Below are 19,646 nucleotides of genomic sequence, written 5' to 3'. Positions count from 1 at the left end.
TGGCGGGCTCTCCGGACGTAGCTCAGGCAGTCGTCAGAGCTTTCCGGATGCGTTTGTCCGAGACCGGGTACGGCGTACCGAGGGTCTGGGCGAACAGGCTGATCCGGAGCTCTTCGAGCATCCAGCGGACCTCGAGCAGCTCCGGACTCGGGTACTTGCCGGTCGGGATCGCCTTGAGGCGTTTCTGGTACTCGTCGGTGAGGGTCTGTACGACGGCCATCCCGGACCGGTCGCGCATCGCGTTGGCGCCGATCTTGTCGAGCCGCTGTTCGATCCCGCGTAGGTAGCGGGCCAGGTCGGGCAGCCGTTTGGCGCCGGCCTCGGTGATGAAACCGCGATGGATCAGGCCTTCCAGCTGACCTCGTACGTCGGACAGCGCGGCCAGCAAGGCCGGTGACGACGACCGGGAGATCTGCTTGTCGACCGTCCGGGCATGGCTGAGCACCTGCTCGACCTGTTGCAGGATCGTCAGGACGGTGTCGGCGAGATCCGACCGGACAGCATCGCGCAAGAACGAGAACGCCGTGAGGTTCCAGACAGGACCGCCGGCCGCCGCCATCAGCTGATCGACGGCCGCCGAGATCGCGTCGTCGAGCAGGTCGCCGACGTTGCGGTGCGGGCCGGCCATCAGTGTCATCTTCTGCTGGTTGGTCAGGTTCCGCTGGACCACGTCGATCACCGACGGCATCGTGAGCAGCAGCAACCGGCGGGTGCCGTTCCACATCGCGGCGGCCTGGTCGCGCTCGGTCTCCTGCAGCCGGATGGCGACGCTCTTGCCTTCGTCGACCAGGGCGGGATAGCCGGCCACGGTCAGCCCGTTGCGGTGCTCGGAGAAGCTGCGGGGCAGATCGCCGAACGTCCAGTCGGTCAGCCCGGACTTCTCCAGCCCGCTGACGGCCTTGGACGCGACCTGTGAGATCGCGGCCTTCGTCTTCGGCTTCAAGCGCTCCTTCAGCGCCGCGAGATCCTTGCCCTCGGCCACTGTCTTGCCCTTGTCGTCGACCACCCGGAACGTCATCCGCAGATGCTCGGGCACCCGCGACCAGTCCCAGTCCTCGGTCTCGATCTGTACGTCGCGCAACGACCGCAGTTCGCGCGCCATCGCGTCCACCAGCGGCCCCGACGCGGGATCGAGCATCGGGAGGATCTGGCGGGCGTGGTCCGGCGCCGGCACGATGTTGCGCCGGATCGCCTTCGGCAACGACTTGATCAGGGTGGTGACCAGCTCCTCGCGGAAACCCGGCACACTCCACTCGAAGCCGTCTGCCGTGACTTGGTTGAGGACGAGCAACGGCAGGTGCACGGTGACGCCATCGGCGTCCGTACCGGGTTCGAACGCGTAGGTGAGGTCGAAGGTCATCCCGTTCTGCGTCCAGGTGAGCGGGAACTCCTCCTCCTTGACCTCCGCGCCTTCGCGAACCACCAGCGAGCGCTCGAAGTCGAGCAGGTCGTGGTCGCGCTGCCGGGCCGTCTTCCACCAGGTGTCGAAGTGCCGTCCGGTGACGACGTCCGCGCCGATCCGCTCGTCGTAGAAGGCGAACAGCGTCTCGTCGTCGACCAGCAGGTCGCGCCGCCGGGTGCGCTCCTCCAGCTCCTCGACTTCCTCGATCAGCTTGCGGTTCTCGTGGAAGAACTTGTGATGGGTGTCCCAGTCGCCCTCGACCAGCGCATGCCGGATGAACAGCTCGCGCGACACCTCCCGGTCGACCGCGCCGTAGTTGATCTTGCGGTGGGCAACGATCGGTACGCCGTACAGGGTGACCTTCTCGTACGCCATCACGGCGCCGGCTTTGCGTTCCCAGTGCGGTTCGGAGTACGAGCGTTTGACCAGGTGCTGGGCGAGGTCTTCGGCCCACTCGGGCTCGATTTTCGCGTTGACCCGGGCCCACAGCCGCGACGTCTCGACCAGCTCGGCGGCCATCACGAACTGCGGCGGCTTCTTGAACAGCCCGGAGCCCGGGAAGATCGCGAACTTGGTGCCGCGGGCGCCGATGTACTGGTGCTGGTTGGCCGGGTCCTTCAGGCCGAGGTGGGAGAGCAGGCCGGACATCAGCGAGATGTGCACGGCCTGCGGGTCGGCGGCCTCGCCCGAGTTGAGCGTGACACCGATCTGCGCGGCGACCTGGCGGAGCTGGGCGAAGATGTCCTGCCACTCACGGACCCGCAGATAGTTGAGGTACTCGCTGCGGCACATCCGGCGGAACTGGTTGCCGGACAGGTCCTTCTGCTGCTTCTTGAGGTAGTTCCAGAGGTTCAGGAAGCCGAGGAAATCGGAGGTGGGGTCGCGGAAGCGCGCGTGTGCCTGGGTCGCCTGCGCTTCGGCGTCGGTCGGCCGCTCGCGCGGGTCCTGGATCGAGAGCGCGGAGGCGATCACCATCACCTCGCGGACGCAACCGTGCTTGTCGGCCTCGACGATCATCCGGGCCAGCCGCGGGTCGAGCGGGATCTGCGCCAGTTGCCGCCCGACCGGGGTCAGCCGGCGAGTGCGGTCGGAGGCCTTGGCCGAGTCGATCGCGCCCAGCTCGGTGAGGAGCTGGAGGCCGTCGGTGATGCTGCGCTTGTCCGGTTCGTCGATGAAGGGGAACGCGGCGATGTCGCCGAGGCCGATCGAGGTCATCTGGAGGATGACGGAGGCGAGGTTGGTGCGGAGGATCTCCGGGTCGGTGAACTCGGGACGGGCCTCGAAATGCTCTTCGGAGTACAGGCGGATGCAGATGCCGTCGCTGGTCCGGCCGCAGCGGCCCTTGCGCTGGTTGGCGCTGGCCTGGGAGACGGGCTCGATCGGGAGGTGCTGCACCTTCGTACGGTGCGAATAGCGGCTGATCCGGGCGGTACCGGGGTCGATCACGTACTTGATGCCCGGGACGGTCAGCGACGTCTCGGCGACGTTGGTGGCGAGCACGATCCGGCGGCTCGAGCCGTGCGACGAGAAGACGCGGTGCTGCTCAGCGTTCGAGAGACGTGCGTAGAGGGGGAGGACCTCGACTCCACCACCGGGCCGGCCGCGCTGCGCGGCGTACTTCTCGTTCAACGCGTCGGCGGTATCGCGGATCTCCCGTTCGCCGCTGAGGAAGACCAGGATGTCGCCGGAGGCCTCGTGTTCGAGTTCGTCGACCGCATCCAGGATCGCCTGGGTCTGGTCCCGGTCGAGCGTGCTGGGGTCGTCCCGGTCGTTGATCGGGCGGTACCGGGTCTCGACCGGGTAGGTCCGGCCGGAGACCTCGACGATCGGCGCGGGCTCGCCGTTGGCGTCGGCGAAGTGCTCGGCGAACCGTTCTGGGTCGATGGTCGCGGAGGTGATGATCACCTTGAGGTCGGGGCGGCGGGGGAGCAGCTGGCGGAGGTACCCGAGGATGAAGTCGATGTTCAGGCTGCGCTCGTGCGCCTCGTCGATGATGAGCGTGTCGTACCGGCTCAGCTCGCGGTCGCGTTGCAGCTCGGCGAGCAGGATGCCGTCCGTCATCAGCTTGACCAGAGAGCGCTCACTGACTTTGTCGGTGAACCGGACGGCGTACCCGATCGTGTCGCCGAGCTCGGTGTCGAGCTCCTCGGCGATCCGCTCGGCCACCGTCCGCGCGGCCAGCCGGCGGGGTTGGGTGTGCCCGATCATCCCGCGGATGCCGCGGCCGAGTTCCAGGCAGATCTTCGGGATCTGGGTCGTCTTGCCGGATCCGGTCTCTCCGGCGATCACGACCACCTGGTGGTCCTTGATGGCCGTCGCGATCTCGTCCTTGAGCTGACTGACCGGCAACTCTTCGGGATAGCTGATCTCCGGTACCGCGAGCCGCCGCTGCTCGACGCGCTGCTCGGCCTGCTCGATCCGCGCGCTGATGTCAGAGAGCGCGTTCTCGCGTTTGCCCTCCTCCCGCAGCCCCCGCAACCGCTCGAGCCGCCGCCCAAGCTGCTCCCGATCGAAGACCGACAGCCCGTCGAGCCGCGCCGCCAACTCCACGATCCCGCTGGCCGGAGCGCCACCGGCCGCGCCACCACTTGTCGTGGCCCCACCGGCCGCGGCACCAGCCGGGCGTGCGGATCCCGTAGTACCGGCGTCGGCCGGGCGCGCGGCTCCGGTGGTACCGGCTACGTCGGCACTGCCGCTCGGCTTTTTGCGACGGCGGCGTGGACGTGGGCGGCGACCGGGATCCTGGACGGGACCGGTAGCTGGGGTAGGACTCTGCGATTCGGTCCGGGCATCAGGCATGTCACCAACCAGTTTAGGCGGCTCGCCCCAACCACTCACGTGGTTTACCTCGACGGCGACGCCGGTCAGTCGTCGCGGGAGGTGGGGACCTTGACGGCCAGGACGGGGACGGGGGATTCGAGCAGGACTCGCTGGGCGGTGCTGCCGAGGATGAGTTTGCCGACCGGGCTGCGGCGGCGGAGGCCGAGGACGATCAGCGTGACGTCGTTCTGCTCCGCCGCGCGGATCAGTTCGTGGGCGACGTCGCCGGTGCCGACGGCTTGCTGGATCGTCACCTCCACGCCGCGCTCACGCAGGCGGGCCTCGGCCGCGTCCAGCTCGGCCGGGTTCGCGTAGCGGGACTCGATGTAGGTGTCGCCACGGCTCGTGTTGAGCAGCAGGACGGAGGCTCCGCGCAGCTCGGCTTCGGCGGCGGCGGCCTCGAGCGCGGCCTCGCCTTCGGGCGTCGGTACGTAGCCCACCAGAATCTTCACGAGCCCACTCTCTCATCACCACTGGTTGCCGCCGACATCAGTCATCCTCAGCGCGGGTGCCGGCGCGCCACCGCGGATGTTGCCTTCGGGTTGACCGGATCAGGACCATCGCTGAGGGACAATGACCAGATGCCGGACGACGAGACCATCACCGAACAGCGGGTACGCAACCGCTGGGGCGAGGGTGACCGGCTCCGGATCGAGATCCTGGAAGGCGCCGGCCGGCTGCTGTCCGAGCTGGGTGGCGAGGACGGCCTGACCATCCGCGGGGTCGCGCGAGCGGTCGGGATCGCGCCGGCCAGCATCTATCAGCACTTCGCCGATCGGGCCGCGCTGATCGACGGTCTGGTGGACTACGAGTTCGGCCTGCTGATCAAGGCGATGGCCGCGGCCGACGAGAGCCTCGATCCCGGCGACGTGATGGGCCGCGTCCTTGCCCAGGTGCACGCCCATCGCGATTTCGCCGATGCGAAGCCGGGTCACTACCGGCTGCTGTTCGGCAAGGCCACCCGCCGGGCGGTCAGCGGCGAGCGCCCGGTCAGCGGGCCGCTGCACGAAGTGTTCACCAGATTCATTGCTGCCTTCGACCGCTGCGCCGAGGCCGGCCATCCGCTCCGGGTACCGAGCGGCCGCGCGGCGTCCTTGGTGTTCGTCAGCGTCTACGGACGGGCCGCGCTGCTGGACGGCATTCAGCTCAGCCACGACGAGGACTTCCTCGACGATCTGGTCTCGCTCATCTTCGCCTGACGTCCTCACGAACTGTGATCTGACTCTCACTGTCTGGCATCGTGGCGCTGAGTTACCTAACGTTTGTTCAGTAAGAAAACAATCGTTCGGTAACTCTGGGGAGTCGACGATGTCCGAGATCGCGGAGGCTGAGGTCGGAGCAGAACGGCCGACCTATCCGATGGCGCGTGGCAAGTGCCCGTTCGATCCGCCGCCGGAGCTGGATCGGTTGCAGGCGGAGGAACCGCTCTCCCGGGTGAGGCTGTGGGACGGCAGTACGCCGTGGATGGTGACCCGGTACGACCACAGCCGGCAGGTGCTGGCCGACCCGCGGATCAGCTCCGATCCGCGCAACGACGGGTTCCCGTTCAGCACCGAGGCGCAGGCGGTCAACCGCGGCCAGTTCAAGGCGTTCATCGTCCGCGACGACCCCGAGCACGCCGCCAAGCGCCGGCTGGTCACCGCGGACTTCATGATCAAGCGGGTGGAGGCGATGCGGCCGCGGATCCAGGCCATCACCGACGGCCTGATCGACGACATCCTGGCCGGCCCGAAGCCGGTCGACCTGGTCGAGGCGCTGGCCCTGCCGCTGCCGTCGCTGGTGATCTGCGAGTTGCTTGGTGTCCCGTACGAGGATCGCGCTCTCTTCCACCGGCTGGGCAAGACGTTGCTCCGGCGCGAGAACACCGCCGCGGAGTCGAAGGCTGCGAACGACGAACTGCGGGCGTACCTCCGGGACCTGGTGAACCGGAAGAACGCGGGCCCTGCCGACGACCTGCTGAGCCGGCTGATCGTCGAGCAGTTGCGCAGCGGCGAGATGAGTGTCGAGGACGTCGTCGACATGGGCCTGTTGCTGCTGATCGCCGGGCACGAGACGACGGCGAACATGATCGCCCTCGGTACCGTCGCGCTGCTCGAACACCCCGACCAGCTCAAGGACCTCCGCGACACCGACGACCCGAAGGTGGTCGCCAACGCCGTGGAGGAGCTGCTGCGTTACCTGACCATCGTCCACAACGGCCGTCGGCGGGTGGCGCTGGAGGACCTCGAGGTCGGCGGTCAGTTGATCCGCAAGGGTGAGGGCGTGATCGTCGCGACCGAGATCGCGAACCGCGACGAGGAGGCCTTCCCCGACCCGGACAAGCTCGACATCCACCGCGCGGCCCGGCATCACGTCGCCTTCGGGTACGGCGTACATCAGTGCCTTGGGCAACCACTTGCGCGGGTGGAGCTGCAGGTCGTCTACAGCACGCTGTACAAGCGGATCCCGAGTTTGGCGCTGGCCGTGCCGCTGGACGAGCTGCCGTTCAAGCACGACATGGCCATCTACGGCGTCCACGCGCTTCCGGTCACCTGGTGAGAGGGGTACTGCGATGAAGGTCTTTCTCGATCAGGACAAATGCATCGGCTCCGGGCAGTGTGTGCTGTCGGCGCCGGAGGTGTTCGACCAGCGCGATGACGACGGGATCGCCGTACTGCTGGAGCAGCCGGACGCTGAGGCCGAGGAAAGTACGCGGGAGGCGGCGCGGATCTGCCCAGCGCTCGCGATCACGGTGGCGGAGTAGTCGCGCGTGCTGTCACACATAGTCGTCGTCGGTGCGTCCGCCGCTGGGTTGACCGCGGCGGAGGCGTTGCGGCGCGAGGGGTATGCGGGTGAGCTGACCATCGTCGGCGAGGAGGCGCGTTCGCCGTACGATCGGCCGCCGCTGTCGAAGCAGATCCTCCGCGGCGCTTGGGACGAGGAGCGGATCGTACTGCGCTCCGACGAACTGCTCGCCGACCTCGACGCCACCTGGATCCTCGGTACTGCGGCTGTCGGGCTGGACTCGTCGGCACGAAAAGTCACGCTCGCGGACGGGCAGATCCTCGGCTACGACGGCCTGGGGTCGCCACCGGCGCAACGCCACGGAGGTTGCCGTTCGGGCATGACCTGGCCGGCGTCCACGTACTCCGCACCCTCGACGACACCCTGGCGCTGCGGGAGGGACTGCGTGGTGCGCGGTCTGTCGCGATCGTTGGCGCGGGCTTCCTCGGTGCGGAGGTGGCCGCAGTCGCCCAGGAGCTCGGGCTGACGGTGACGATGATCGATCCCTTGCCGGCGCCGATGACCCGCCAGCTCGGCACCGAGCTGGGAAGCCTCCTGACGCAGCTCCACGCATCGCACGGAGTAGACGTCCGCTGCAGCACGACTGTCACCGCGCTGATCCCAGCAGCGGGTGGTGGTGGTGAGGGTGGGAAGGTGGGATGCGTTGCCGGGGTCGAGTTGTCTGACGGCTCGCATGTTCCGGCCGACCTCGTACTCGTGGCGGTCGGGGCGACGCCGGCCACCGGGTGGCTTGCGGGGAGCGGGCTCGTCGTTGGGGATGGTGTCGAGTGTGACCAGTACTGCTTCGCCGCGCCCGGTGTGGTTGCTGCTGGTGATGTTGCGTCCTGGGATCACCCGGGTATCGGCCGGCGCCGGCTCGAGCATCGGATGAACGCGACCGAGCAGGCCACCGCGGCTGCGAAGAACCTGCTGGGACAGGCGATTCCGTTCGACCCGGTCTCCTACTTCTGGACCGACCAGTACGACGTGAAGATCCAGGTCTACGGCCGATCCGGCGACGACCTCGACTTCCAGATCGTCGCCGGCGACCCAGCGGACGGCCGCTTCGCCGCCCTGTACGGCGACGGCCACCGTGTGACCGGAGCCCTCGCCTGGAACCTTCCCCGCCAAGCCCGGTTGCTCCGCCAACATGTCGCCGACAAAACCCCGTGGGCGGAGATCAGCGCCGCGGCTCAGGCCAGCCCGTCAGCCGGCGCTTGATCGGAAGCGGGCGGAACCTCGGCAGAGCTGTGAGTCCAACTGGCGAGGATGTCGATCGCCTCGGCAGAGGGCGACGCGGGTTCGGGAGTCAGGATGACGAGGGCCTGCTCGGGATCGTCCGCGACGGTCAGGGGCGCAGATTGGCCACGCAATCGCAGGCGGCCCGGTGCCAGTCGGCGTACAGGCTGCTCGCCGCCTCGTCGAGGAAGACGAAACGGGCGAAGTTGCGCTCGCGGTGGGGTAGCGCCTGGAAGTCGGTGAAGAGGGCATAACCGAGCCGGTTGGCGGCCAGAACGTCCATCCGGCGTCCCTGGATCAGAGCGGGGACGCTGAGAGCATCCAGAGCCCGGTAGAGGACCGGGCTGACCTTCTGCGGACTGAGTGGTCGGCGCCGGCTGGTTCGGGCCGGGCTGGGTTGAGCGAGATCGAAGAGGTGCGAGCGCTCGATGTCGTCCAGCCGCAGCGCACGGGCGACGGCATCGAGGACGGTTTCGGAGATGCCTTTGCTGTGGCCTCGCTCCAGGCGGATGTAGTAGTCGACGCTGACCCCGGCGAGCTGTGCCACCTCCTCGCGTCGCAGCCCCGGCACCCGGCGGGCACCGGCAGGTGGAGTCATACCGGCTTGCTCAGGGGTGATCCGGGCCCTGCGCGTGCGAAGGAACTCCCGGATCTCGGCGCGGCGATCCATGGGTCCACCGTACGACGGAACCTCCCTGGCAGGCGTCCTCGAAGGAGGTACTGACAGACCCCCGGAAGAGCAGTGCCTCTTTGGCGGGAACGAGGGGTGACCCGACCGTGGTTACGTGAATCAACTGGAATCGCGAAAACGGAGTTGATGATGAAGCACGTCTCTTTGGGCGGACTGGACGTCTCCCGGATCGGCCTCGGCGCCATGTCGATGTCCGGCTACTACAACGTCGGCGAGGGGAGCGATGCCGAGTCGCTCCGCACCATCCACCGGGCGATCGACCTGGGCGTCACGTTCCTCGACACCGCGGAGATCTACGGGCCCTTCGCCAACGAGGAACTGGTCGGCCAGGCCCTGAAGGGTCGCCGTGATCAGGTGGTACTGGCGACGAAGTTCGGCCTGGTCTCCCACACCGGCGGCGGCGCGGGTCACCTGGACAGCAGCCCGGCGAACATCCGCACAGCGGTCGAGGGCTCGCTCAAGCGCCTCGGCACCGATCACATCGACCTGTACTACCAGCACCGGGTCGACCCGAACATCCCGATCGAGGAGACCGTCGGCGCCGTGGCCGAACTGATTGCCGAGGGCAAGATCGGTCATCTCGGTCTGTCCGAGGCCGGCTCTGCCACGATCCGCTGGGCCCACGCCGTCTATCCCGTCACCGCCCTGCAGACCGAGTACTCCCTGTGGACCCGCGACGTAGAGGCTGACATCCTGCCGCTGCTGCGCGAGCTGGGCATCGGCTTCGTCCCCTATTCGCCGCTCGGCCACGGGTTCCTGACCGGCCAGATCCGCTCCGCCGACGACATCGCCGACGATGACTGGCGCAAGACCAACCCACGGTTCACCGGCGAGAACTTCCAGCGCAATCTGCTCGTCGTCGACGAGGTCCGGGCCGTCGCCGCCGAGGCGGAGGCGACTCCGGCGCAGGTCGCGCTGGCGTGGTTGCTTGCCCAGGGCAATGACATCGCGCCGATCCCCGGTACCAAGCGGGTCTCCCGGGTCGAGGAGAACACTGCCGCCGACGCGGTCCAACTCAGCGCCGAACAGGTCGACAGGCTCAACAACCTCACGCCGGCCGCCGGTGAGCGGCACGAGGAGGCAGTCATGGCATCTATCGATCGGTGAGTTTGTCGCGGAGGATCTTTCCCGTCGCGTTGCGGGGGAGGTCCTCCACGAGCACGACGTTGCGGGGTGTCTTGTAGCGGGCGAGGTTGGCTCGTACATGCTGGATCAGCTCGTCCTCGGTGACCTCGCCGGCCGGTACTACGTAAGCGACCAAGCGTTGACCGAACTCGTCGTCCGGTACGCCGACCACCACCGCCTCGACCACAGCGGGATGACTCATCAGGCAGTCCTCGACCTCGACCGGGTACACGTTCTCGCCACCCGACACGATCATGTCGTCCTCGCGGCCGTCGACGAACAACCGCCCAGCGCTGTCGAGATGGCCGAGATCGCCGGTGCTCATCCGGCCGTCGACGACCGTCTTGCTGCTGCCGTCCTCGTACCCACCGAACACCAGCCCGCCACCGGCGAAGATCCGGCCGGTGACGCCGGTCCTGGCCGGCTGGTCGTGATCGTCGAGAATCCGGACCGAGCTGCCGAGGCATGGCCGGCCGACCGTGCCTGGTGCCGCTCTCAGGTCGGCCGAGGTGGCGATGGTCGCGATGCCGATCTCGCTGGATCCGTAAGCATCACAAAGCACCGGCCCGAACTGCGCGATGAACCGCTCGGCCAGCGCCGGGCTCAACGCGGACGCGCCCGAGATCACGGCCCGCAACGATCGCAGATCATGCTCAGCGATGGCGGCCGGACCGAGGTCGAGCATCCGCTGCAACATCACCGGCACCGCGACGATGCTGCCGGCCCGGTTCCGGTCGACCGACGCAAGCACCGCCGCTGCGTCGTACCGGCGGGCGAGGATGAGCGGCGAGCCGAGGAACAGCGCCAGCATCGAGTTGAGCAGCCCCAGCCCATGGAACAACGGCGGACAGATCACCATCGGCTCACCCGCCCGCAACCCGATCCGATTGAGCGCACTCGCAGTCAGCCCCGCCAACCCCCAAGCAGTAGGCGCCCGAGGCGCCGCCTTAGGCGCACCGGTTGTGCCGGACGTGAGGATCGTGATGTGCCCGGGTTTGTCCGGCGCCGGCGCCTCCGGCGCTTCACTTACAGCAAGTCCATCGAGAGTCGCAGACATGGTGTCGTCACCATCGTGCCAGGCGATGACGGTGGGGAGGTTGCCGGTGACCTCGGTGAATTCTTCGTCGTGGATGAGGAGGGTGGGGTGGTGGTGTTCGAGGAGCGACTTGAGTTGTGGGGGAGCGAATTCGGTGTTGACGAAGAGGACGTCGGCGCCGAGGCGGGAGGCTGCGAGGGTTGCTTCCAGGAAGCCGCGGTGGTTGCGGCAGAGGACGGCGACCTTGCTGCCGGCAACTATTCCGTACTGCGCTCGCAGCGCCGCCGCCTGTCGTGAGCAGCGTCGATCCAGTTCGCGGTAGGTGATCGTGCCCTGCTCGTCGATCACCGCCGGCTGGTCCGGGAAGCGGATGGCGGCGATCGCTCCGAGTGCAGCCATCGACTGACCCCATTGCCGCAGCGCACGCTCGATTGCGACCAATTGCGTCGGCCGGGCGGACCGCCAGACTCCGGACCTGACCAGCGCGACGGACACCCCGCTCAGCTCGCCCGCGGCGTGCACCAGCCAATCGGGCGGCCGCATCGGCCCGATCGGTCGTGGCCCCAGCCGCCGCGGCGTCATCGGTTTTCCTTGCGGGGCCGGTTCGACAGGCGGTAGTACTGCTCGAACAACCGGTCCGTCGGCACGCGGAAGAGGTTGCCCAAGGCATCGGCCGGGCGGACCAGCGGCGGGGTGATGTTGTGTGGCTTGTCAGCCACCGCCGCGCAGACCTGATCGGCGGCCTGCTCCGGACTCAAGCCGGGCATGCTGTTCAGCAGCGCAGTCGGTGAACTCATCCGCGTGTGCACCAGCCCCATGTAGACAGTCGACGTCGTCACCCCATCGTCGCGCACCTCCTGCGACACACACCGCAACCACATGTCGAACGCGCTCTTCGACGCCAAATACGCCGACCATCGCGCCATCGGCGGAGTCCGTACCCCGGCAGTCGACACGTTGACGATGTGCCCGGAGCCGCGTTCCCGCATCGACGGCAGCAACTCGAGTACGAGCTTGGCCGGCCCTAGGTAGTTGACCGCGTTGGTCCGCTCGATGTCGTGGAACCGCTCGTACGAATCGGCGATCGACCGCCGGATCGACTTGCCCGCGTTGCTCACCAGCACGTCGACATGCCCGTGCTCGGCCAGCACCGTCGCGACCACCTCCTCGACCGCAGCCGGGTCGGCCAGGTTCGCCGGATAGACGAAGGCTTTACCCCCGTCGGCCCGGATCTCCTCGGCCACGACCTCGAGCTGCGCCGCCGTTCGCGCCAGCAGCAGCACCGTCGCCCCGGCGCGGGCCAGCCGCTTGGCCGTCGCCTCGCCGATCCCGTACGACGAGCCCGTCACCAGCACGATCTTGCCGCGCATGGCGAATTCGAGCCGGTCGTCGGGAATCCTGGTCCGCCCGTTGGTCAACGCGACAAGCAGAGGCCACCCGAACGGACGCTTCCCAGTCTCCATACCCCGACATTACCCACTGGTAGCCTCGCTGGCGATCCTCTCCAGCCAGTCGTCGACGAGTATCCCGAGCAGCGCGGGTTGCTCGATCTGCAGATTGTGGCCGGCCCGGTCGAGTACGGCGTACGAGGCGCGGGGGTAGTGGTCGAGCAGCGGGTACTGGTCGGCATAGCCGGTGATGGAGTCTTGCCGGCCGCAGAGGATCAGCGACGGCCGCGTATAGATCGGGCCGCTCTCCGGGGCGATCGACAGCGCCCAATTGCGCCGGATTCGCGCCATCGCCCGGAGGTCGGCCACGTCCAGCCCCGGCTCGACGTCCGCCTGGTATTGCCGCAACACGTCCGCTGTCTGAAGTACAGAAATCCCGGTGAAGTCCTCGAGCTGCGCCGGGGTCAGCGACGCCAGCGCCGCCGGATCGGACTCAAGTACGACGTGCTCGGGCACCGTCCGCTCGGCATGCTCCAGCGCGACCCCGATCGGGCAGATCAGGCCGAGGCCGAGGATCTGGTCCGGCCGCTCCGCCACCAGGCCGCGAGCCAGATAGCCACCGTACGACTCGCCGATCAGCACGAACGGCTCGGCGCCGATCTCGGTGTCGATGAACTCCCGGAGCGCCGCCATGATGCCGTCCGAGCTGTCGATCCCGTCGCCGGAGCTCTTGCCCATCCCGGGCAGGTCCGGATAGAGCCGCCGATAGCCGGGCCGGTTCGCGAAGATCGGCTCGAGACAACCGGTCATCAGCCGGTGGTCAGGGGTCCAGCCGTGCAGCGCGAGCACTGGAGTGCCCTCGCCGTAGGAGACGTGGTGCAGTGCCATCGCCGTGCCCTCCCGCAGTACCGTCTGATCATGTCTCGCAGATCTTCGCACTCGCCTCAGACAGATTCCGCCGTACTGCGTTCCCGGCTGGAACGCGCGAGGGAGGCAGCCGCCGGCACCGGGCTGCTGATCGCGCCGGGCTCCGACCTGCGGTACCTCCTCGGCCGTGAGGGCAGCTCGTTCGAACGCCTCACCACGCTCGTCATCCCCGCCGACGGGCCGCCGGCTCTCGTCGTACCGAAGATGGAAGCACCCGGGTACGACGACGTGCCGACCGCCGAACTCGGCATCGACATCATCACCTGGGTCGACGGCGACGACCCGTACGCCGTTGCCGTCGAGCGACTCGGCAAGCCCGCTCGCGTGGCCGTCAGCGACTTCACTCCGGCGCTGCATGTGCTCGCGATGCGGGCCGCGCTGCCCGGCGTCGAACAGGTGCTCGCCGGACCGATCCTGCGCGAGCTGCGGATGCGCAAGGATGCGGCCGAGATCGACGCGCTGCGCAAGGCGGGAGCCGCGATCGATCGCGTGCACGCTCGGGTCGGGGAATGGCTGCGGGCGGGTCGTACCGAGGCCGAGGTCGGTGCGGACATCGAGGCGGCCATCGTCGAGGAAGGGCACGCCGCGGCCGACTTCGTGATCGTCGGAAGCGGTCCGAACGGCGCCAGCCCGCATCACTCGCTGTCGGATCGGGTGATCGAGCCGGGTGATGTGGTGGTGGTCGACATCGGTGGGCCGATTCCGGAGGGGTACAACTCGGACTCGACCCGGACGTACTCGGTGGGGGAGCCGCGCGAGGCTGATGTCGTCGCGACGTACGAGGTGTTGCGGCTGGCTCAGCAAGCGGCTGTCGACGCGGTGCGGCCGGGGGTGAGTGCGGAGTCGATCGACGCGGCCGCGCGGGAGGTGATCGAGGCCGCGGGCTTTGGTGAGTTCTTTATCCACAGGACGGGTCATGGGATCGGGCTCGACGTGCACGAAGAGCCGTACATTGTCGGTGGGAACGAGCTGATTCTCGAACCGGGGATGGCGTTCAGCGTCGAGCCGGGGATCTATCAGCTGGGTCGCTGGGGCGCGCGGATCGAGGACATCGTGATCGTCACGGAGGACGGCGTGGAGTCGGTCAACCAACGCCCGCACCAGTTGATGGTTGTTTAGCTGGCGCGGAAGGTTTTGCGGTAGGCGAGGGGTGGGATGCCTACTTCGTTGCGGAGGTGGTGACGCAGGGAGGCAGCCGTGCCCAGACCAGCTGCTTCGGCGACGCGTTCGACGGGAAGGCCGGTCGTCTCCAGGAGGTGGCAGGCGTGCCGGACGCGTTGCTGGAGCAGCCAGTTGCCGGGGGACTGGCCGGTCTCGGCCTTGAACCGGCGGCTGAAGGTGCGGACGCTCATCCGGGCGTGATCGGCCATCGCGCCGAGGGTGATCTCGTCGGCGAGTCGCTCGAGCACCCACGCGCGCGTGGGCGCAGTACCGTCGGTGCCTTCGTCCGGGACGACGCGCTCGATGAACTGTGATTGGCCGCCGTCGCGCCAGGGCGCGACGACGCAGTGCCGGGCCGCCCGGTTGGCGACCTCGCTGCCGAAGTCGCGGCGGATCAGGTGCAGGCACAGGTCGACGCCCGCCGCGAGCCCGGCCGACGTGATGATGTCGCCGTCGTCGATGAAGAGCAGATCCTCGTCGAGCAGCACCTTCGGGTAGAGGTTGCGGAACATGTCGGCGCGCTGCCAGTGCGTCGTCGCGGGCCGGCCGTCGAGCAGGCCGGCTGCCGCGAGCACGAAGGCGCCGGTGCAGATCGACGCGATCCTGGCGCCTGGACGGACCGTGGCGAGCGCCGCGGCGAGGTCGTCGGGCAAGGTGCCCTCGTGCCGCGGTTGCGGGATGTACGTCCCAGCGATGATCACCGTGTCGGCCTCGGCGAGGATCTCGGCGCCGTAGTCGGGGAGGATGGTGAACCCGAGCGCGGCCCGAACCGGCTTGCCCGCCTCCAGCCCGCAGATCTTCACGTCGTACAGGTGGGTGCCGTCGGCGGTGGTGGCCTCGCCGAGCACGGTCGGCGGGATGGTGAGGTCGAAGCCGACGACCGGCTCCAGGGCCAGGACTGCGACCCGGTGTGGCGTGAGCTGAGTAGCCATGGCCACATCTTGACACATGGTGGCGGTCTGGCCACTGGTTCGCTGAACATTTGTCCCTCAGACTCGCCTGGTGACAGAGATTCTGGAGAAGAAGGCGGTCCGGCGGCGGTTGCATCGCGCCTGGCCCGTCGCCGCGGTCGGCTTCATCACCTTGATCGGCGCGGCCGGTTTCCGGTCCGTACCGAGCGTGCTGCTCGACCCGTTGCACGAGGAGTTCGGCTGGTCGCATGCGACCATCTCGGCGGCGGTGTCGATCAACCTGCTGCTGTACGGCCTGATCTCGCCGTTCGCCGCGGCGCTGATGGATCGGCTCGGTCTGCGCAAGGTGGTCAGCGGCGCGCTGGTGCTGATCGCGCTCGGCAGCGGGCTGACGATCTTCATGAACTCGTCGTGGCAGTTGCTGCTCTGCTGGGGGCTGCTGGTCGGAATCGGTACCGGGTCGATGTCGATGACGTTCGTCGCGACGATCACCGGGCGCTGGTTCGTGGAGCGCCGTGGACTGGTGACCGGCATCCTGACTGCGGCCGGCGCGACCGGGCAGTTGGTCTTTCTTCCCCTGATCGCTCACCTGGCCGGGGCCTACGGATGGCGGGTGCCCGCGTTGGTCGCGGCCGGCGCGGCGCTTGCCGTAGTACCGCTGGTGTTGCTGTTCCTGCGTGACTACCCGAGTGATGTCGGGCTGCGGGCGTATGGGGCTCCGGAGGGGAGTACTGCGGGGCAGCGGGTCCAGGCGACCGGCAATAGCGGAGTACGGGCGTTGACTGCGCTGTGGACGGCTATGCATCGACCTGCCTTCTGGATGCTGGCCGGTGGCTTCGCGATCTGTGGGGCGTCGACGAACGGTCTGGTCGGGACACACTTCGTGACCGCTGCGCACGACCACGGGATGCCGCCGACCACTGCCGCGTCGCTGCTCGCCCTGGTCGGGATCTTCGATGTGGGCGGCACGATCGTGTCGGGCTGGCTGACGGACCGGTGGGACCCGCGGTACTTGCTGATCGCGTACTACTCGCTGCGTGGGCTCTCGCTGCTGGTACTGCCGTCCCTGCTCGGTCCGACGGCTCAGCCGAGCGTTTGGGTGTTCATCATCTTCTACGGGCTGGACTGGGTGGCGACCGTGCCGCCGACGGTCGCGCTGTGCCGGGAGTGGTTCGGGGTGGACGGGCCGATCGTGTTCGGCTGGGTCTTCGCCTCGCACCAGATCGGTGCGGCGATCGCGGCCACCGGCGCCGGCGCGATCCGGGATGCGCAGGGGAGCTACAACCTCGCCTGGTACCTGGCCGGCGGACTGTGCGCGGCGGCAGCGTTGATGTCGGCGAGTATCGGGCGCCGGATCGCCGTGGCCTGAGTTGCTCGGCTAGCCTCGACATTAGTTGAGGTTGACCGCGCGGCTGAGGGGCGACGACGTGGACATCGAACCGGGCGAGCTGACGGTCGGGCAGTTGGCGGAGCGCAGCGGGGTGGCGATCTCCGCGCTGCACTTCTACGAGCGGCAGAACCTGATCATCAGCCGCCGGACGAGCGGCAACCAGCGCCGGTACAAGCGCGACACCCTGCGCCGGGTGGCGATGATCCGGATCGCCCAGCGGGTCGGCATCCCGCTCGCCGAGGTGGCCGCGATCCTCGCCCTGCTGCCGGACAACCGGACGCCGACCCGGCAGGACTGGGAACACATCTCCGAGTGCTGGCAGGCCGAACTCGACCGCCGGATCGTCCACCTGGAACAACTCCGCGACGACTTCAAGGACTGCGTCGGCTGCGGCTGCCTCTCCCTCGACCGCTGCACCTTGGCCAACCCCTACGACGTCCTGGCCAAGAACGGCCCAGGCCCCCAACGCCTCGTCGCCCCCTCCGGAACCCCTTGCCACCCAGCCAACTGCCGCTGACGACCACGCCCCACACGACCCCACCGCCCAGCGGAATCTGAGGGCTGAGGGAGTTCGGAGGGTGAGTTGTCCACAGGTTGTTGGTGGGGGCGAGCGGAGTGGGGGTGGCGGCGTCTAGGGTCGTCGCCATGGGTGACATCAAGCTGTCGGATGATCGGGCGGCGACCGCCGCGGGACTGATCCGCGCGATCGCCGGTGACGGCGCGAGTCTTCGGGCTGACCAGGAGACCGCGGTCGCGGCGTTGTGCGAGCCGAATGCACGGGTGCTCGTCGTCCAGGCGACCGGCTGGGGCAAGTCGGCCGTCTATTGGGCGGCGACGGCGATCCGCCGGTCGGAAGGTGCGGGGCCGACCTTGGTGGTCTCACCCTTGCTGTCGTTGATGCGCGACCAGGTGGGCGCGGCCGGCCGGGCCGGTTTGCGGGCGGCGACGCTGAACTCGTCGAACGTGGACGACTGGTCGGGGATCGAGAGCGAGCTGCGGTCGGGTGCTATCGACGTACTGCTGGTATCGCCGGAGCGGCTGGCCAACCCGGGTTTCGGCCGGCGGGTGCTGGATGCGTTGGCTGGGCAGATCGGTCTGCTGGTGATCGACGAGGCCCATGCCGTCTCGGACTGGGGGCACGACTTCCGCCCTGACTACCGCCGGGTGTCCGACGTGCTGCAGAAGCTGAACCCGACGACGCCGGTGCTGGCGACGACAGCGACGGCGAACGCTCGGGTGACCGACGACGTGGCGCACCAGCTGGGTGCGTCGACGCTGGTACTCCGTGGTCCGCTGGCTCGGTCGAGTCTGCAGTTGTCCGTCGTGGATGCGTTGTCGCCGCTGGACCGGTTCGCCTGGGTGGTCGATCATCTGCCGAAGCTGCCGGGGTCGGGCATCGTCTATACGTTGACGGTCGCGGACGCGCAACGGTTGGCGGCGGCGATCCAGGAGATCCATGGGGCCGCTGTTCCCGTTGCGGCGTACACCGGGCAGTTGGAGGCGGGGGAGCGCGAGCGGCTCGAGGATGCCTTGCGGGGCAACGAGTTGAAGGCGCTGGTCGCGACCTCGGCGCTCGGGATGGGCTATGACAAGCCTGACCTCGGGTTCGTGGTGCATGTGGGGTCGCCGCCGTCGCCGGTTTCGTACTACCAGCAGGTCGGGCGTGCTGGGCGTGGGATCGACCATGCGGTCGTCGCGTTGCTGCCGTCCGATGCTGATGCGGGGGTGTGGGACTACTTCGCGACGGCGACGATCCCAGTGCCGGAGCAGGTCAACCGGTTGCTGCGCGGGCTGGAGGCGTATGCGCCGGATCAACCGGCGACAGTGCCTTCGCTGGAGGCGGAGACCGGTCTGCGGCGAGGGCGCGTCGAGCTGATGCTGAAGCAGTTGGCGGTTGACGGCGCGGTCGAGCGGGTGGAGCGCGGTTGGGTGCGGACGGCCACCGACTGGACCTTCGACGCGGCGCACTACGACGGCATCGTCTCGGTCCGCCGGCGTGAGGCCGACATCATGCGCGCCTACACCCGCGGCGAACGTTGCCTCATGCAACTACTGCAGGAATCGCTGGACGACCCGTCCGCCGAGCGCTGCGGACGTTGTTCGGTATGCCTCGGCCTGCTCCCCGATCCGTTGAGCGCAGAGCCCCACCCAGAGACGGTGGAGGCGATCACGCGGATGTTGCGCGGCGAGACGCACGTGCTCGAGCCACGCAAGATGTGGCCGGGTGGCGCGTTCGGGGCGAAGGGCAAGATCCCACCCGGCCTGTCCGCCGAGCCCGGCCGCAGCATCGTCTACGCAGACGCCCCCGAGTGGCGCGAGGTAATCCGCTCGGTCTTCAGCCCGACGCCGGATCCAGCCTCCCTGGACGCCCTGAAAGCAGGCTGCGTGGCCGCGCTCTCGCGCTGGCGCGACGCCTGGTCGCGAAGGCCGGAGGTCGTAGTGACACTGCCCGCCGCAGGCCATCGCCAACTGGTCACCGAGGTCGCCGACCACCTGGCCGAGATCGGCCGCCTCGAACGCGCCGAACTGACGGTAGACAACTCCGCCTTCACCGACGACCTCTCCTCCGCCGAAGAAGCAAAAGTCTGGCGAGACGGCCTCTCGGTCGACCCCACCACCACCCAATCAATCACCAACCGCTCAGTGCTCCTCGTGGTAGACGCCTCCTCCTCCCAATGGCCAATCACCGTAGCCGCCGCCAAACTCCGCGAAGCCGGCGCGGCCGCAGTCCTCCCCCTGCTGATCCACAGAAGGCCCTAGCCCTCGGCGACCTGCTCCTCGCCCGGATGCGGG

General features: G+C 68.3%; 16 protein-coding genes and 1 pseudogene. 10 read left to right on the top strand and 7 right to left on the bottom strand.

What is annotated here, in order from left to right; all coding sequences use genetic code 11:
• Positions 1 to 22 precede the first annotated feature (22 nt).
• Both hrpA and ACIA12_RS07515 read right to left on the bottom strand, forming a co-directional pair.
• Positions 23 to 4,201: an ATP-dependent RNA helicase HrpA gene (gene hrpA, locus ACIA12_RS07520; RefSeq protein WP_396366083.1), complete on the bottom strand. Its 4,179-nt coding sequence runs from the start codon at positions 4,199 to 4,201 to the stop codon at positions 23 to 25.
• A gap of 65 nt (positions 4,202 to 4,266) precedes the next feature.
• Entirely contained in the window at positions 4,267 to 4,674 is a 408-nt protein-coding gene (locus ACIA12_RS07515) for a universal stress protein (protein WP_396366082.1), read from the bottom strand.
• 129 nt (positions 4,675 to 4,803) lie between these two features.
• Here ACIA12_RS07515 and ACIA12_RS07510 point away from each other — a divergent pair, with 129 nt between their 5' ends.
• The 5 genes and pseudogenes from ACIA12_RS07510 (at position 4,804) to ACIA12_RS07490 (ending at position 8,206) form a co-directional block, all read left to right on the top strand.
• Positions 4,804 to 5,421, top strand: coding sequence for a TetR/AcrR family transcriptional regulator (locus tag ACIA12_RS07510; RefSeq protein ID WP_396366081.1), 618 nt, complete (start codon positions 4,804 to 4,806; stop codon positions 5,419 to 5,421).
• 109 nt (positions 5,422 to 5,530) lie between these two features.
• Positions 5,531 to 6,760, top strand: coding sequence for a cytochrome P450 (locus ACIA12_RS07505; RefSeq protein WP_396366080.1), 1,230 nt, complete (start codon positions 5,531 to 5,533; stop codon positions 6,758 to 6,760).
• Positions 6,761 to 6,773: 13 nt separating this feature from the next.
• Positions 6,774 to 6,965, top strand: coding sequence for a ferredoxin (locus ACIA12_RS07500; RefSeq protein ID WP_396366079.1), 192 nt, complete (start codon positions 6,774 to 6,776; stop codon positions 6,963 to 6,965).
• A gap of 6 nt (positions 6,966 to 6,971) precedes the next feature.
• Positions 6,972 to 7,265: pseudogene (locus tag ACIA12_RS07495) on the top strand (FAD-dependent oxidoreductase); the annotation flags it as partial.
• A gap of 47 nt (positions 7,266 to 7,312) precedes the next feature.
• Positions 7,313 to 8,206 carry an NAD(P)/FAD-dependent oxidoreductase gene (locus tag ACIA12_RS07490; RefSeq protein ID WP_396366078.1) on the top strand — a complete coding sequence of 298 codons (894 nt, stop codon included), beginning with the start codon at positions 7,313 to 7,315 and terminating at the stop codon, positions 8,204 to 8,206.
• 127 nt (positions 8,207 to 8,333) lie between these two features.
• Here ACIA12_RS07490 and ACIA12_RS07485 read toward each other — a convergent pair whose 3' ends face one another.
• Positions 8,334 to 8,894 carry a helix-turn-helix domain-containing protein gene (locus ACIA12_RS07485; RefSeq protein WP_396366077.1) on the bottom strand — a complete coding sequence of 187 codons (561 nt, stop codon included), beginning with the start codon at positions 8,892 to 8,894 and terminating at the stop codon, positions 8,334 to 8,336.
• A 150-nt stretch (positions 8,895 to 9,044) separates the two neighbouring features.
• Between ACIA12_RS07485 and ACIA12_RS07480 the strand changes: the two genes are divergently transcribed.
• Positions 9,045 to 10,022 (top strand): aldo/keto reductase, encoded by a 978-nt coding sequence (locus ACIA12_RS07480; RefSeq protein WP_396366076.1) that lies wholly within the window; start codon positions 9,045 to 9,047, stop codon positions 10,020 to 10,022.
• On the opposite strand, the gene ACIA12_RS07475 is transcribed toward ACIA12_RS07480, so the two are convergent.
• From ACIA12_RS07475 to ACIA12_RS07465, 3 genes are read right to left on the bottom strand one after another with little or no spacing between them, the layout of a single operon-like run.
• The gene (locus tag ACIA12_RS07475) at positions 10,009 to 11,658 is read right to left on the bottom strand and encodes an AMP-binding protein (protein ID WP_396366075.1); all 1,650 of its coding nucleotides are present in this window, start codon (positions 11,656 to 11,658) and stop codon (positions 10,009 to 10,011) included. The two genes, ACIA12_RS07480 and ACIA12_RS07475, sit on opposite strands and share 14 nt — an antisense overlap.
• Positions 11,655 to 12,539: an SDR family NAD(P)-dependent oxidoreductase gene (locus ACIA12_RS07470; protein WP_396366074.1), complete on the bottom strand. Its 885-nt coding sequence runs from the start codon at positions 12,537 to 12,539 to the stop codon at positions 11,655 to 11,657. The genes ACIA12_RS07475 and ACIA12_RS07470 overlap by 4 nt, the downstream gene beginning before the upstream one ends.
• Positions 12,540 to 12,548: 9 nt before the next feature.
• Positions 12,549 to 13,352 (bottom strand): alpha/beta fold hydrolase, encoded by an 804-nt coding sequence (locus ACIA12_RS07465; protein WP_396366073.1) that lies wholly within the window; start codon positions 13,350 to 13,352, stop codon positions 12,549 to 12,551.
• A gap of 30 nt (positions 13,353 to 13,382) precedes the next feature.
• On the opposite strand from ACIA12_RS07465, the gene ACIA12_RS07460 reads away from it, so the two are divergent.
• Entirely contained in the window at positions 13,383 to 14,510 is a 1,128-nt protein-coding gene (locus ACIA12_RS07460; RefSeq protein ID WP_396366072.1) for a M24 family metallopeptidase, read from the top strand.
• Here ACIA12_RS07460 and ACIA12_RS07455 read toward each other — a convergent pair.
• On the bottom strand, positions 14,507 to 15,484 hold the full coding sequence (locus tag ACIA12_RS07455) for a GlxA family transcriptional regulator (RefSeq protein WP_396366071.1): 978 nt from the start codon (positions 15,482 to 15,484) through the stop codon (positions 14,507 to 14,509). The genes ACIA12_RS07460 and ACIA12_RS07455 overlap by 4 nt on opposite strands.
• A 70-nt stretch (positions 15,485 to 15,554) precedes the next feature.
• Between ACIA12_RS07455 and ACIA12_RS07450 the strand changes: the two genes are divergently transcribed.
• The 3 genes from ACIA12_RS07450 to ACIA12_RS07440 all read left to right on the top strand — a co-directional run bounded on the left by ACIA12_RS07450 (position 15,555) and on the right by ACIA12_RS07440 (position 19,613).
• Positions 15,555 to 16,832, top strand: coding sequence for an MFS transporter (locus tag ACIA12_RS07450; protein WP_396366070.1), 1,278 nt, complete (start codon positions 15,555 to 15,557; stop codon positions 16,830 to 16,832).
• A gap of 58 nt (positions 16,833 to 16,890) precedes the next feature.
• Positions 16,891 to 17,370, top strand: a complete 480-nt coding sequence (gene soxR / locus ACIA12_RS07445; RefSeq protein ID WP_396366069.1) for a redox-sensitive transcriptional activator SoxR — start codon at positions 16,891 to 16,893, stop codon at positions 17,368 to 17,370.
• 128 nt (positions 17,371 to 17,498) lie between these two features.
• Positions 17,499 to 19,613, top strand: a complete 2,115-nt coding sequence (locus ACIA12_RS07440; RefSeq protein ID WP_396366068.1) for a RecQ family ATP-dependent DNA helicase — start codon at positions 17,499 to 17,501, stop codon at positions 19,611 to 19,613.
• Positions 19,614 to 19,646: the final 33 nt, after the last annotated feature.

It is taken from the genome of Kribbella sp. NPDC051620 (assembly GCF_044453825.1).
In the GTDB taxonomy this organism is placed as follows: Bacteria; Actinomycetota; Actinomycetes; order Propionibacteriales; family Kribbellaceae; genus Kribbella.
The sequence above is the reverse complement of the archived record's forward strand: the minus strand, read 5'-3'. Positions and strand labels throughout refer to the sequence as shown.